Raw genomic sequence first — 15,042 nt, forward strand, 5'->3', positions numbered from 1 at the left:
ATGGGTGCAAATTCTGCGCTAATTTTTGGAATTTTAATTAATGTCGCGATTTTATTGGTCTTTTTCCGTTTTTTAATGCAATTGGCGGCAGTAAGTCCTTATAATCCTGTGGTTTTATCGACCGTAAAGGCGACTAAAATTGTTGATATTTTTGGCCGAATTTTTCCGACGGTCGCAAAAGGCCGATTTAATTTGGCTGCGTTGGTTCTTTTAATTATTTTATATTTGCTGAAAATTTTTGGCGTGATGTATCTTTCTGGTTCTATGCCAAATAGTCCGGTTCACTTAGTGATTCTGACATTTGTGACGATGATTCAGGACCTGATTCGTTTCTGCCGTTATTTAATTTTCGCGACAATTATTTTGAGTTGGGTGGTTATGTTCACTCAATCGCGTTCACCTTATATTGAAGTGATTCAAGATTTAGCTGAACCATTACTCGCACCATTCCGTCGTTTATTGCCTAATATGGGAATGATTGACTTATCTCCAATTTTGGCGTTTTTGGCGCTTTATATTGCCGAGATCTTAATGAATGAAGTTGCAAAAGTTCTTTTAACGGGGCTTTAAGTTAACGCAATAAAAAAGGGCTGTTAATACAGCCCTTTTTTTATTTCTGCTAATTAATGGGCATCATCCCAGTTTTGCCCTTGCCCAACTTCAACGACTAAAGGCACAGAAATTTTTACTACAGATTCCATGACAGTCGCGATTTGCTTAGAGAGCTCCTCGGCAATGTTTTGATCTGCTTCAAAAACTAATTCATCGTGTACTTGAAGAAGTAACTTGGCTTGATCTTTTGGCAAGATTTTATCGACTTCAATCATTGCAAGTTTAATGATATCAGCGGCACTACCTTGTAACGGTGCATTAATTGCAGCACGTTCGGCAGCCTTACGTACCATTACATTTCGTGCATCAATATCTGGTGTATAAAGACGACGACCTAAAATAGTTTCAACAAAACCTTGCTCTGATGCAACTTGACGTGTGCGTTGCATATATTCATAGATGCCAGGATAGCGCTGGAAGTATTGTTTGATATAGTTCTGTGACTCTTGACGTGTGAAACCTAACTGACGAATTAAACCAAACTCAGACATACCATACAGTAGACCAAAGTTAACTGCTTTCGCTTGACGACGTTGATCATTGGTCACATCTTCGATATCAATGCCTAATACTTCTGCAGCAGTACGACGGTGAACGTCTTGTCCATGCTGGAATGCGTGTACTAATGCTTCATCTTGAGAAAAATGAGCCATTAAACGTAATTCAATTTGCGAGTAATCGGCAGCCAATAGTACTCGACCTTCTGGCGCAATGAATGCTTTACGAATTTGGCGTCCAATTTGTCTACGAATTGGAATATTTTGTAAGTTAGGATCTGAAGAGGAGAGACGGCCTGTTGCAGTGAGTGCTTGGTGATAACTTGTATGTACACGATGCGTGTCATTGTGAGATTGCTCAACTAAACGATCTGTATAGGTACTTTTAAGTTTTGCTAAACCGCGATGCTCTAGAATAATTTCCGCTAAAGGATGTTCAATTTTTTCTAAAACACTTTCACTGGTGCTGTATTGCCCAGTTGCAGTTTTTTTACCGCCTTTAATTCCTAATTTATCAAATAGAATTTCACCTACTTGTTTAGGTGAAGCAATATTAAAAGTTTCATCTGCAATTTCCATCGCTTGATTTTCAAGCCCTTCCATTGTTTTTGCAAATTCAACGCTTAATTTATCTAAGAATGCATGATCTAGACGAATACCATCTTCTTCCATACCCGATAAAATACGGGCAACTGGCATTTCGATGTTATATAAAATATTTTCTAGCTCAGGAAATGGCTTAAGTTTGTTTGAAAGCACTTCATACAAACGATAGGTCACATGTGCATCTTCTGCAGCATAGTGAGCAGCAACTTCAATCTCAATTTGATTGAAAGTCTTTTGTTTAGCACCCTTACCAGCAATTTGTTCAAAAGTGGTGGTTAAGTGGCTTAAGTAGACACGAGCTACGTCATCCATGCCGTGACGAGTGGCTGCTGCATTCAATACATAAGATGCAAGCATGCTATCGAAATACCAGCCTTTAAGTTCTATGCCATGATTGGCAAAGATATGGGCATCATATTTAAGGTGATGACCAATTTTTTTAACTGCTTCATTTTCTAGCACAGGTTTAATTTGAGCCAGAATTTGATCACGATCTAGTTGCTGCGGCGCATTTTCATAATTATGCGCTAATGGAACATAGTAGGCATCTTTCGCATCAAATGCGATTGAAAAACCAACCATCTCTGCAATACGGTAATCAAGGCTTGTAGTTTCTGTATCAATAGCAAAATGATCGGCATTTTGCATACGTTGCCAGAGCTGATCCCATGCTTCTTGGGTTAAAACAGTGTGATAATTTGCAGTTCCAAGCTGGTCATCTTGACTAGTTAAGCTAGCTTGATCTTCTGTTTCTATCGTTTCAGCAGGTTTAACTTCATTTTGAACAATAGTCTGTGAAGCTTGCTGTTTGTAGCTTGAACTATTTGGGTTGTTTGGATGATCAAGCGACTGTAATTGGTTCCTAAACTCAAGCTCAGTATAAAGATTCCGTAGAGCCTCTACATTTGGATCGGTAAGTTTTAATTCATGCCAATCGAGTTCTAAAGGAAGATCACAGACGATACTAGCTAACTGGTGGTCAAGCTTAATATTGTCTAAATTGTCTTTAATATTCTGGCTAAGTTTGCCTTTAAGCTGGTCTACATTAGCAATGATATTGTCTAAAGTGCCATATTCGGTCAGTAACTTGGCTGCTGTTTTTGCACCCACGCCAGGCACGCCCATAATACCGTCAGATGCATCGCCCATAAGGGTTAAGTAATCAATAATTTGATTTGGCCAAACACCAAATTTTTCAAATACCCCATCGATATCCATTACGCGGTCTTTAAAGCTGTCTTCTAGTTTTACATGGTCATTGACGAGCTGAGCCATGTCTTTATCGCCGGTTGAGATAAGTACATGATGGCCTTCGAGTACGGCACGTTTAGCGAGCGTACCGATAATGTCATCTGCTTCTGCACCCGGAAGACTATATAAAGGAATCCCTTGAGCTTTAATCAATGCATGCAAATATGGAATCTGTTGAGATAACTCTTCAGGCATGGTTGGGCGATCACCTTTATAAATAGGTGAAAGCTTGTGACGAAAAGTTGGTTCAGGCGTATCAAAAATGACGGCCATATGTGTTGGCTGCATACGACGCATTAATTTTTGAATGGCAGAAATTGCCCCACGTATTGCATTGGTATGTAACCCTGTAGAGGTCGTCAATGGTGGTAATGCATGATATGCACGAAATAAAAAATAGGACCCATCAACCAAGACAAATGGTGGCATTGAACAATTCCTTAATTTGAATTAGGGGTATTTTACGTGAAAACGGCTATGAATGCAGGTTTATGATTTTTGCAGTATTTTGTATGTATAAATATACGCTTGTATTGGCTTGAAGTAAGATGACTTGTAATGAAGGTGTCATATTGCTAAGCCCATGTATAAAAAAGACAAACAGGGAATGATCATTGTTTTGATCACTTTGACTTTGTTTTTAGCCATTTCAATTGGTTTTAAATTTCAGAGTGCTGTTATTGCTTTATCTATTGCACTTACTGTCATATTAGTTCAATTTTTATCAAATTTGCATCAGCGTTTAATTCATTTAGAACAACAGTTTTCTCAGCAGAAAACGCCACTTTATTCTATACACATACAAAGAACAGTAATTTATGCAGCCGTCTTGGTTGCATTAGTTGCTTATATCAATCATTGGATATGGATTACTGGTGGGGCATTACTGGTTTTATTATTATGTTTGATTCAAATCATTAGTGCATTTCATACTCGTCTATTGTTCCTTGAGTCAGCAAAACAAACTGTTCGAGTAAACGATACTCTACAAACAGAAGCTATAACTCCATCGATAGAGCAAGTTGATCTAAAAAATATCGTTGAGCCAGTCAAGCCAGTTCTACCTGAAACAATAGCTTCAAATCAAGAACAACAAATAGCTCATGTACAAAGCGCATGGTGGCAACCAGCAGTCGATTGGATGGTTCATGGTAATCCAATCTTAAGAGTTGCTGTTGCTGTGCTGATGGTTGGAGTAGTGTTGTTATTACGTTTTGCAAGTGAGCACTGGCAGTTAAGCTTAGGTGTAAAACTTGGTTTTATTGCTCTTGCTGGAGCTGTGTTAACAGCATTTGGGTATACCTTGCAAAAGAAAAATCAACTTTTTGCTGTGGCATTGCAGGGTGTAGGACTTGCAGTTGTATTTTTGACGCTTGTGTTCTCACATCATTTTGGTGTGATTGCCAATATCACTACAGCAAGTATTTTATTTGCTATTTTATTAGCAATTACGGTATTCCTCAGCTTAAAACAACAAGCAATTTATTTAGCAATATTAGCACTCGGTATGGCTTATGCGGCACCTTTAGTTATTCCGCAATATCGCCCAGATGTGATTTTCCTATTTAGTTATTACTTTGTAATTAACCTTGCGGTTGCTGCTGTTAATTTTATTCAGCCTTGGAAAGTCCTAAATCAGATTGCTTTCTTTGCCACCATGTTCATTGGTGGTAGTGCAATCGCATTTTATGCTGAGCCAGCAAAATTTAATACATTAGACTGGATTTTGTGGTGCCATATCGCACTGTTTATTTGGCTTAGTGTTCGTTATAGCCAAAATATATCTCGGACGTCAGCAAGTGAAAAACAAGAAGGTATTCGTTTACCTCCGCTCTTAGATGTGGGTCTTATTTTTAGTGTGCCTGTGCTGGGCTTTACCCTTCATGCCTACTTAGTACATGAGTCTACACAAGCATTGACGATTGGTGCAGCCGTCTTGGCGGGTACTTATGCAGTATTAACTTTCTGGATTAAAAAAACTCATCCTCAGCTTTCAGTTCTTGCAAAAAGCTTTTTCATTCTCGCGGTTGCATTTTTTGCCTTAATTTTCCCGCTTGCAAAAGGAGCACATTGGACAGCAATTGGTTGGGTTGCTCAAGGTACGGCTTTAATTGTGTGGGGAGTAACTGAGCGCTACCGTTTAAGCCGATATATTGGTGTGGTTTTAGTTTTACTTAGCTCTATTGCACTGTTTTATCAGGTGTGGGCAAATGAAGAGTTCCCAACCCTAAGCACAAGCATCTATGCAATTGCTCAATTTATTTCTGCCTTTTATTTATTGCAATACAACAGTAAAGAGCAACGCTATTTTAGCGCAAGCATGTTTAGTGGCATTTTCTTGTGTTTAGGGATGTATGCAGGTGCTGTAGCTGGTGTAGAAATAATGACATGGCATCATCATTCTTTGAGTCCATATTTGATGTTCGCCGTAGTTCTAATCGCAATATTTAGCGCAGTCGTTCACTATAAACTTCGTGTGCAATGGCAAAGTTTGCAGTTAATTTTAATTAGCTTGTTACTGTTGTTAGTTTTGGGTGAAGCCTTTACCAGTCAAGTATTCATTCTGTTTAAATGGACCGATCTATTACAGCAGAGTTCTTTCCTAGTCGCTACCATTATTCTAAGTGCCTTATTTCTTATGGCTCAACCGCAGTCGAGTCAGTCTGGATACTTAAACATCTGGGCTGGTTTAAACTGGTTGGTGTTAGCAGTAGTTGGTTTGGCGATCTTTCCACAAATGCCAGTTGTTGCTCTGGCTTTTATCCCTGTGGTTTATTCGCTTTGGGCGTATAATGCTCATAAAACTGCATTGTTGCATCAAATTCCTGTTTGGTGTTTAAACTTAATTTGGTTGCTAGTTGTGAGCGTTGATCGCCACTCTGCTGAGTACCTTTATTTTGTTCCTTTATTTAACTTAACTGATTTTCTTTCTATTGTAGTATTTGCAGGTCTGCTCTTTATTATTTATCAACATGCTTTTGGTCAAGATAAATCACTGGAGTGGACTTTTAAAATTACAACAATTCTAGCTGGGTTGTTGGTATTCAGTAGTGTGGTCGTTAGGGGCTTACATCATTATTGGGGAACACCACTATGGAGCTTAGCAATTTGGACGAATGGTGAAGTACAGTTAAGTTTGACATTGCTTTGGGTCATTTTGGCATTTGTATTAACTACATTCTCAAGCCGTAAAATGATTCGTCAACTTTGGTTTGTAGGTGCTGCGCTTTTAGGTATTGTGGTATTAAAGTTGATTTTGCTTGATCTATCACAAAGTGCGACATTAACTCGAGTCATTTCGTTTATTGGAGCAGGTGGAGTAATGTTAATTATTGCTTATCTTGCGCCATTACCCCCGTCATCTACCGCACAGAAGAATCAAGAGCCTAAGCTTTAGGCTCTCGTTTTAATTCTTTTTGATTGCTATATTGATCGATATCATCTTCAACAAAACCAGTAGACGGTCGATCAATCAAGCCCATTTTAGGAACAGGAATTTCAATTCGGTTATCTAAAAATCCATTTCGGATTCGTTCTTGCATTTCATCTCGAACTTTTAAAGAGTTCTCTTGTCGACACCATATTGCAAATAAAAGCTCAATCGATGACTCTCTGAATGCGGTAACCGTAACAGCGGGTTTTGGATCATCCAGTACAAGTGGATAATGAGCTGCTACATTCAGTAGAACCTCACGTACTTTAATAATATCTTCGTGAAAGTTGATTGCGAGCGTAATTGGAATACGCCGTATCGGATATTTAGATAAGTTGTGTACAGGCGCACGAATGAGTTGTTCATTCGGCAAACGAATATAGACATTGTCGAGTGTAAGTAATTTTACCGAAAGTAAATCAATTGAGATGACTTCGCCTTCAATTGTATTGCCACGAATGAGAGTAATCTGGATTGTATCACCGACTTCAAATGAACCTTCACCAATCAAAAATAGACCACTGATTAAGTTACTAGCTGAAGTTTGCGATGCGAAACCGAGTGCTACGGTTAAAATACCTGCTGCACCGAGGAATACACTAAGTTTGAAGCCAGCTTCTTTCAAACTCGTCATAATGAAAAGTAAGAAAATAAAATAAAAAATACCACGGCGCCATACAAGGCGTTGATGAGCATTAAAACGTGAGCCAATGGTTCTAATAAACGTATTCGAAATAATACGAGCAAGAACAAAGCCAATGAAACACAGTACAACAGCGACTAAAATTTCACTAATACGTTCGGTATTGATATTGGTAAATATACTTTTGAGGCTATCAGCGATATCTTTTGGAATATTTGAATCGGCCATATAAACCTCTTAAAAGAATGAATCAAACATATTGAATAATGCTCCACCAGGTGAACGTGGTGGGTGAACATAGGTCACTTCACCAGCAAGAGGTGGCGTACGATTTTCAATACGAATGCGTGCCGGACGATCAGAACCCTCATAATAAACTTTAATTTGAGAAGTCCATAAACGACCAGTACTTTCACTATAAAAAAGAGGAAGGGCGGTAACTGGCACATTCATGCGATCAAAGCGTAATTGATGATTACTGGTGTTGTGAAAGTCGATTGGAGTTACAGCACGGAAAGCGCGTGGTGTTAATAGATTCAAATCAGTACGACCATCCACGGAGGTGGCATAACAGATTTCACCTTGCTGTGCATTAGGACCAAACCATGTGTCTTTAGGTTGAATCACAGGAATTTCAAACAAAGGCTCATGCTGGCTTTCGACTAAACCAGCAATCCATAATGGTGTACTTATATATAGAGTCCCACGTTGACCTGCTGGAATATAAATAGGATCAATCGGCTTAATGACCACAGAGCGGTCTGCCAGACGTGGCATCAGTAAAAATTCTGGATTGGTCTTTCGAAACATATAACGTTCTACTTGAACATTATGTGGAAAGGCGAAATGTGGATCGGCAATTGAATGCCAATCTTGCTCATTATCATCTTGAAGAGAGGGACGATAATATTCGATGCGCCATTCCTTTATGCCACGCGTTAAACGAAAAAGCATTGAACCGAATTGCCATGCTTTGGACTGGTTAATTTCAAAGTTCTGTTCTCCCCACCATTTTAAAGAATTCTGGGGGTGAGGCTGATATTCATTATTTTCAAACAAGACGCAAAATTCCTCTACCGAGTTGTTAAACAGACTTCACGCTGTAATCTGCTTAGAGTACACTCAAAATCATCTTACTCATCATTATAAATTGTGATGCAAATATTGAAACAAATACAAGTTCCATATAGTTTTGCCAAGCGTCATGGTGTTTTATTTCGTTATGACGGTGATCAGGTATTTATTATTAGACGTCAAAACACTGAAAAAATTGCATTACAGGAAGCAAGACGCATCTTGGGTAAGCCTGCACATTATCAGCTATGTACTGAACAAGAATTTAATACGCTCTTAAGTACGAGTTACGCAGGTGATACAGGGGAATCACAACAAGTTGCGGCTGGCTTAGAAGACCATCCAGATTTATTAAGTTTGGCCGATCAGGTTCCTGAAACAGAAGACTTGATGGACCAAGAAGATGATGCTCCTATTGTCCGTCTTATTAATGCATTACTTTCAGAGGCAATTCGAGTAGGCGCTTCAGATATTCATATTGAAGCTTTTGAAAAAAAATTATCTGTACGATTGCGTGTAGATGGTCAACTACGTGAGATTGTACAGCCACGCCGTGAATTGGCGCCTTTACTGGTTTCGCGTATTAAAGTTATGGCGAAGCTCGATATTGCTGAAAAACGTGTACCACAAGATGGACGTATTTCTTTACGTCTTGCTGGTCGTGAAGTGGATGTGCGTGTTTCAACTTTGCCATCGTCACATGGTGAAAGGGTCGTTATGCGTTTGCTTGATAAACAAGCGGGCCGTCTCAATATGACTCATTTAGGTTTAATGGCTAATGACTATGAGCGTTTAACTCAATTAGTGCATCGTCCTCACGGTATTATTTTGGTCACAGGGCCTACTGGTTCGGGGAAAACGACTACCTTATATGCAGCTTTGTCTGATCTAAATGACAATACTCGTAATATCTTAACTGCTGAAGATCCAATCGAATATCAACTCGAAGGTATTGGTCAAACACAAGTGAATACCAAAGTGGATATGACATTTGCTCGTGCTTTAAAAGCAATGTTACGTCAAGATCCAGATGTAGTGATGGTGGGGGAGATTCGTGATTTAGAAACTGCTGAAATTGCGGTTCAAGCATCTTTAACAGGCCATTTGGTTTTATCAACACTACATACCAATACAGCTATTGGTGCAGTTACTCGTCTTAAAGATATGGGAATTGAGCCTTTCTTATTATCAAGCTCTTTAATTGGAGTGATTGCTCAACGTTTGGTTCGTACTTTATGTCCACATTGTATGACATGGCGTGAAGCCGATACTTTTGAGAAACAAGTGTTTCAGCATATTAATAATGAACCGTTGTTGCAGTTACCTGAAGCTAAAGGATGTGATCATTGCTCTCATCTAGGTTTTAATGGACGTACAGCGATTTATGAAATCGTTCCTGTTGATGAACCTATGCGCCGTCTGATTCATGGTAATGCAGCTGAATATGAATTAGAAAATCATGCTCGTGAGTATTCAGGTTCTATTCGTGATGATGGTTTGCGCAAAGTACTTGCAGGTAAAACTACACTCGAAGAAGTGCTTCGTGTAACCAATGAGGCAAGTGAAGCATAATATTTAAGATGTAAAAAATGCCCGATTTGATTCGGGCATTTTTTTAAATATCAAAACTTATTCAGTCACGATATTAAAGGTTACATCAATATTGTTGCGAGTTGCATTTGAATATGGGCAAACAATATGAGCTGCTGCAACTAACTTTTCAGCTTCTTCACGATCCATACCCACTAAGTAAACATTTAAAGTCGCTTCGATGCTAAAACCTGTAGGAATTGGACCAATACCTACTTCACCTTCTACATAAGCGTCTTTGCTAATGTTAAATTTATCGCGGTTTGCAACAAATTTTAAAGCACCTAAAAAGCATGCTGAATAACCAGCTGCAAATAACTGCTCTGGATTTGTTACAGCACCACCAGCGCCACCCATTTCTTTAGGTACACCAAGTTGTACATCTAATACGCCGTCTGATGAAGTCGCACGGCCATCACGACCACCGGTTGCTTTAGCTTTTGCACGATAAACAACTTTTTCTAATGACATCGTTTTTATTCCTAAAATAAATTGAATGCAAATATATCGTACACGACTTAAATATTTTGACAAGTATATTTTTTAAAAAAATTGCTGTTTATTTGACTAAGTTTGTACGGAGTTTAGTAAGTTGATCTTTAAGGCCTAGTAGTGTTGTCATATCACATGAACTTGCTTCTAATACGCCTGCTGGAATATGGATTGCTTGATCTTTTAATTTTTTTCCTTCATCACTCAGTGTAATGATCACTTGTCTTTCATCTTGAGTTGAACGGGTACGATGAAGCAAATGGAGGGCTTCTAACTTTTTCAAGATAGGGGTGAGGGTAGATGATTCTAAAAAAAGTTTAGCTCCAATTTCTGAAACAGTTACTTCATCTTGCTCCCACAACACTAACATAACTAAATATTGGGGATAGGTAATGCCCAAAGGTGCTAGAAGTTTTCTGTAGAGTTGATTAAGTGCTAAATTTGTTGAATAAATGAGGAAACATAATTGATTCTCAAGCTTTAAGTTTTGACAGTCTTGGTCCATATCTTCCTCAAAGAAACTAATATTGCTTTTGTAGTATATCGTGTTCTATTCAGTTTCTTAAATTTTCATAAGAATCGGTTATGAATAAAGTAAATTAAGGGATATAAAAAATGGAATAATTACATCAATTATTCCATAAGATAAAAATATTCTAGATGAAAGTGTTTACCACAAATCTGCAATCTTTTTCATTAAACGCGCACGATACTTCGCAGTAGGATTATTTGCATTGCGTTGTTGCTCTTGTTCATAAAAATCTTGCCATGCAGTAATCATTTCAAGCGTGGTTCCTTGTTTTTTAATCACAGAAACATCTGCTGGCTGAATATTTTCTAAACGTTGTCTTGCACCTTCTGCGCCCGTACCCCAGCCAATAATTCTTTGGCCAAAAGCGGGCAAGGGGATATTTTTAGGAGTTGCTGGAAGAATATCTGAGTTGAGCTGTGCAGCAGGCGAAACAAAATGGTTTGTTGTACCAAACTCTGCATAACAATGAATATTTGCCCCCAAGCAAAAAATGCTAAATAAGTATTTCCACATGAATAATTAAACTTTTAATAATGAACCAATTTACGGTGAGTCATCAGAGGCATTGAAGAGCGGACGAGTTCTTGTGCTGTTAAATCAAAGGGTACAGTGATTAAACCACTCCCTTCATATCCAATCATACTTAAAATTTGGCCACGACTATCTGTTGCCCCAGAGTGTCCCCAGGTTTGTCGTTTTTCACCATGCCAGCCCTGTTGTGCTGCGCCTAAAACATAACATTGGCTATCCATTGCCCGAGCTTGTAGCAAAAGCTGCCAGTGCATTTGTCCAGTTGTATAAGTAAATGCAGCAGGAGCAGTAAGAATGTGAGCGCCTTGTTGTCTCAGAGTTAGAGCAAGCTCTGGAAAACGTAAGTCATAACATACCATTAAGCCAATATTGCCAAAAGGGGTAGATGTGACTACTACGTCTGTTCCTGGTTCAAAGAAACGAGACTCTTGATAACCACCGACAGCATCACCCACTTGTACATCAAATAAATGGATCTTGTCATAACGTGCTTCTGTACGCTCAGGGCTAATACAAAGGCTAACCGTCCGGACTCGACCATCTTGAATGGTAGATCCATCTGGACGAAATGGGCATGGTAAGGTACCGGCCACAATCCAGATTTGATATTGATGTGCCAGTTTCTCAAGCCGTTGTTGAATAGACTCAAATTGCTCAGCTGTTTCGCGTTGTTTTCCTGCTGCAAAACATACAAAGTTTTCGGGGAAAACAATCAGGCTAGCATTTTGCGCCTTACTTTGTTGAATCAACGACTCAATAACTTGAAAATTACTTTCAATATCATCTTGCGAGTTCATTTGAGCAACAGAAATAAGGGTCATATTCTAATAATCCGGCTTAATGATTAAAGTCAGGCATTTTGCTTATCTGATACCTGTTCAAGCGTATCTTGTTCTTTCTGTAACTGCTTCACAAGTGGCTCAAACATATTCTGATTGTTTGCATTGAGTTTCATCAATGTCTTATGTGCATCCAGAACTGTTCTTAGCATTGCATTATGAGTGATCTGTTCATCAGTTAACGTTAATGTGCAAACGTTAGGATCGCCACAGTAATTCAAAATGACAAAAACCTGCCCTAGCCCCATACTGTTGGCTAAGGTTGTGATATCTGGATTGGTAGATAGCATCACAGCTTGAATATGATGAGTTTGTTTAAGCTTTAAACCTAGCTTAGCCAGGATGCCTAACACCGTACTATCAATAAATGTTGTTTGGGTTAAATCAACGATTGCACCAACAACATTCTCTTGCTGTTCAATTCTGTTTAAAAGTTTGTCTAGACTTATACAAGAATGGGCTCGCACTTCACCAATAAGCTTGAAAATATGCGTTCCATTTAAACTTGCATATTCAACATGACCTGTTGACATATAAATGCCATTTTCAGAGAAGGATAGAAAAATTATCACATAGTGCCATCGCAGACTCAAGAGTCCTTAAGTCGTATATTATGTAATTAATTGATTCGTAAATTAATTCATTCGACAGAGACTGAAGATAGCAATGTCATCAGCCACATGATCGGGTGCTTGGAATGATTGATTTTGCAAGTGATGGACCAATTGTTGGAACTGATCATTTAAGCCACCATCAAAAGGTTCGAGGGCTCCATCTGAGCAAACAATGAAGCGTGCCTGATGATTTAATGTACAAACATGCTCTTCAACTTCGAGTTCATCAGTCAAGCCTAATGGGAAACTACTTGTTGTTAAAATTTTTGGAGCTTGATTAGGTTCAAAAATGATAGGAGGAGGGTAGTGCCCAGCACTTGACCAGCGAAGCATATGAGTTTCAAGGTTTAAAATACCCACCACAATCGTAATGTGCTTTTCAATATTCTCTTGAACCAACATGCCATTTAATTTTTTTATTAATTGTCTTGGGGTTTTAGAGCGGCCATGGAAAGCTGCCATCCAAGAGGTTAATAAGCTGCTAGTTACGCCATGTCCTGAAACATCGGCAAGATAGAATAAAACTTCTTTATCATTTAATTTCCAGTAGTCATACCAATCACCAGAAAGATAAGCTGAAGGCTGAAAGAAAGTTTCGACTTGATAATTTAATAAATCAATTGGATTAGGCAATAGTCTTTTTTGTAGTTCAGCAGCTGAAGGTAAATCACGACTATCTTGATTACGTTTATATTGAGCATCGATTCTTGATAATGCTTTATTTAAATCGTTAGGTAATTGATTCCATACCCAACCAGCAAGAGCACCTGCTTCCCAAGCTTTAGCTAAAGCGGCGCCTTCATGTTCAAAAGCGATTACGACCGTTGGTAAATTCCATTTATAAGTCAGGAAATCTTGTACATCTGCTATTGCAATGATGGTTGGATCATATAAATCTAAATCATCTATGTTAATGACTTGTAAGCCTGGCAATTTATCCAAAGCTTGCTCTAAATAAGGGATAGAGCGTGTCGGTTTAATAAAATACATAGAAGAGATGGTAGTCCTTTTATATGATCACTTTATTCATCATAGAGTATGTATGATCAAAATCAAGGTATTGTCGAACTGTTAATTCGAGCAATACCTTTATTCATCTTAAGGGGCTTAGTTCTCATCTGGTGTATCTTCTGAGTCATCATCAATGAAAGATACATCAGCTGAGTCGCCCTTTTTCTCTGCAATTTGGAATGCTTTACGTTGCAGATATAAATCTCGAATCATGGCGTATTGATCACCTTGTAAAGTTTGATCGAGATCCAGATATTGAGCACGTGTATCAACCGCTTGTAACATATTACTTGACCAATATAGACCATCTTGATCATCCATAATATATTTCTGTGGACGAGCTTGGGCGTCTACTGCTAAACCAAAACCATCACGCAAGGTACTTGGGCCGAAGAAAGGCAACATGAGGTATGGGCCAGAAGGAACACCATAGTAACCGAGAGTTACACCAAAATTCTCTTCTTCAGTCGGTAAACCTAAACGGCTGGCAGGGTCAGCTAAACCAAGAGTAGTTAACGTATTAATTGTAAAGCGACCTAGGGTTTTTGCAGCACGACCAGGGCGACCTTGAATAAGCTGGTTAACAGCATTCCAAGGTTCTCCAAGATTTTTACGGAACTGACGATAAGAACCACGGACATCTTCTGGAGTCTTTTCTCTATATTGCACAGCAACTGGGCGTAAAAAATTTCGATCCAACATATCGTTAAATGAGTAAATTGGACGATTTAATGATTGTAATGGGTCTTTTACAGGATCTGGTTGTGCTGCATTCGCATTAATTTTTAAATCTTTAACTTTAATATTTTTTAAATCTTTAATAATTTGTGAGCGCGTATGAGTCGGTGCTGTTTCTTCTAGTGAGCTAGCATCAGAAGATTCACTTATAGTATTTTCTTGAGCATATAGAGAGGTACAAGCACCTACAGATAATACGCTTAGTAAAATTAAATTAGAATAATTCATATAATTCCTTAACCGCCAGCCAGGCTAATACTTAAATGTGCAGTTGGGTGGAGATATGTTTTAATACAAAATTGATAACCTATTATCAATGTAAAATTGATCAAATAATATAGATAAAATGCCAAAAAGCTTAAAAAGTATCCAGTTGGTGATATTGATTTAAAAAAGGGGTTGCAAAGGGAATGAGATGGTCTATAATGCACATCCATCGGCGGTGATGCAGATAGAAACTTGTTGAAAAACAGTTACTTGTGATTAAGTTGATTGCTTTAAGTGATGAATTTGATGGTAAGTTGGTTTGAGAGATAAGTTTTAAAAATATCGAAATTACCTGTTGACTTTTAAGAGATT

Annotated in this window: 14 protein-coding genes; 3 read left to right on the forward strand and 11 right to left on the reverse strand. The window is 38.4% G+C overall.

Annotated features, from left to right (window positions below; translation table 11 throughout):
• Nucleotides 1-570, forward strand: a complete 570-nt coding sequence (locus MKX14_RS11930; RefSeq protein WP_000501183.1) for a YggT family protein — start codon at nucleotides 1-3, stop codon at nucleotides 568-570.
• A 53-nt stretch (nucleotides 571-623) separates the two neighbouring features.
• Here MKX14_RS11930 and polA read toward each other — a convergent pair whose 3' ends face one another.
• Nucleotides 624-3,395 carry a DNA polymerase I gene (gene polA / locus MKX14_RS11935; RefSeq protein ID WP_240282505.1) on the reverse strand — a complete coding sequence of 924 codons (2,772 nt, stop codon included), beginning with the start codon at nucleotides 3,393-3,395 and terminating at the stop codon, nucleotides 624-626.
• A gap of 154 nt (nucleotides 3,396-3,549) precedes the next feature.
• Here polA and MKX14_RS11940 point away from each other — a divergent pair, with 154 nt between their 5' ends.
• Entirely contained in the window at nucleotides 3,550-6,363 is a 2,814-nt protein-coding gene (locus MKX14_RS11940; RefSeq protein ID WP_240282506.1) for a DUF2339 domain-containing protein, read from the forward strand.
• On the opposite strand, the gene MKX14_RS11945 is transcribed toward MKX14_RS11940, so the two are convergent.
• Both MKX14_RS11945 and MKX14_RS11950 read right to left on the reverse strand, forming a co-directional pair.
• Nucleotides 6,353-7,270: a mechanosensitive ion channel family protein gene (locus MKX14_RS11945; protein ID WP_240282507.1), complete on the reverse strand. Its 918-nt coding sequence runs from the start codon at nucleotides 7,268-7,270 to the stop codon at nucleotides 6,353-6,355. The genes MKX14_RS11940 and MKX14_RS11945 overlap by 11 nt on opposite strands.
• 9 nt (nucleotides 7,271-7,279) lie before the next feature.
• Nucleotides 7,280-8,101 carry a hypothetical protein gene (locus tag MKX14_RS11950; protein WP_046813385.1) on the reverse strand — a complete coding sequence of 274 codons (822 nt, stop codon included), beginning with the start codon at nucleotides 8,099-8,101 and terminating at the stop codon, nucleotides 7,280-7,282.
• A gap of 96 nt (nucleotides 8,102-8,197) precedes the next feature.
• Here MKX14_RS11950 and gspE point away from each other — a divergent pair, with 96 nt between their 5' ends.
• Complete coding sequence (gspE, locus tag MKX14_RS11955) at nucleotides 8,198-9,688, forward strand: type II secretion system ATPase GspE (RefSeq protein WP_005804298.1); 1,491 nt, start codon at nucleotides 8,198-8,200, stop codon at nucleotides 9,686-9,688.
• Between the two features lie 57 nt (nucleotides 9,689-9,745).
• On the opposite strand, the gene ohr is transcribed toward gspE, so the two are convergent.
• The 8 genes from ohr to MKX14_RS11995 all read right to left on the reverse strand — a co-directional run.
• A complete protein-coding gene (gene ohr / locus MKX14_RS11960) occupies nucleotides 9,746-10,177 on the reverse strand; it encodes an organic hydroperoxide resistance protein (protein ID WP_005066315.1) in 432 nt (143 codons plus the stop codon).
• Between the two features lie 88 nt (nucleotides 10,178-10,265).
• Nucleotides 10,266-10,703, reverse strand: a complete 438-nt coding sequence (gene ohrR / locus MKX14_RS11965; RefSeq protein ID WP_069122285.1) for a MarR family winged helix-turn-helix transcriptional regulator — start codon at nucleotides 10,701-10,703, stop codon at nucleotides 10,266-10,268.
• A gap of 165 nt (nucleotides 10,704-10,868) precedes the next feature.
• Nucleotides 10,869-11,243 (reverse strand): DUF4951 domain-containing protein, encoded by a 375-nt coding sequence (locus tag MKX14_RS11970; protein WP_005804300.1) that lies wholly within the window; start codon nucleotides 11,241-11,243, stop codon nucleotides 10,869-10,871.
• Nucleotides 11,244-11,257: 14 nt separating this feature from the next.
• Nucleotides 11,258-12,082, reverse strand: coding sequence for a carbon-nitrogen hydrolase family protein (locus MKX14_RS11975; protein ID WP_108009608.1), 825 nt, complete (start codon nucleotides 12,080-12,082; stop codon nucleotides 11,258-11,260).
• Between the two features lie 29 nt (nucleotides 12,083-12,111).
• A complete protein-coding gene (gigB, locus tag MKX14_RS11980; RefSeq protein WP_002117273.1) occupies nucleotides 12,112-12,633 on the reverse strand; it encodes an anti-anti-sigma factor GigB in 522 nt (173 codons plus the stop codon).
• A gap of 102 nt (nucleotides 12,634-12,735) precedes the next feature.
• Nucleotides 12,736-13,704 carry an RsbU family protein phosphatase GigA gene (gigA, locus tag MKX14_RS11985; protein WP_046813381.1) on the reverse strand — a complete coding sequence of 323 codons (969 nt, stop codon included), beginning with the start codon at nucleotides 13,702-13,704 and terminating at the stop codon, nucleotides 12,736-12,738.
• 117 nt (nucleotides 13,705-13,821) lie between these two features.
• Nucleotides 13,822-14,691 (reverse strand): MlaA family lipoprotein, encoded by an 870-nt coding sequence (locus MKX14_RS11990; protein WP_046813380.1) that lies wholly within the window; start codon nucleotides 14,689-14,691, stop codon nucleotides 13,822-13,824.
• Nucleotides 14,692-14,821: 130 nt separating this feature from the next.
• A partial coding sequence (locus MKX14_RS11995; protein ID WP_240282508.1) for a hypothetical protein occupies nucleotides 14,822-15,042 on the reverse strand: 221 nt, incomplete at its 5' end.

This window comes from Acinetobacter pittii (genome assembly GCF_022449185.1).
GTDB lineage: Bacteria > Pseudomonadota > Gammaproteobacteria > Pseudomonadales > Moraxellaceae > Acinetobacter > Acinetobacter pittii_I.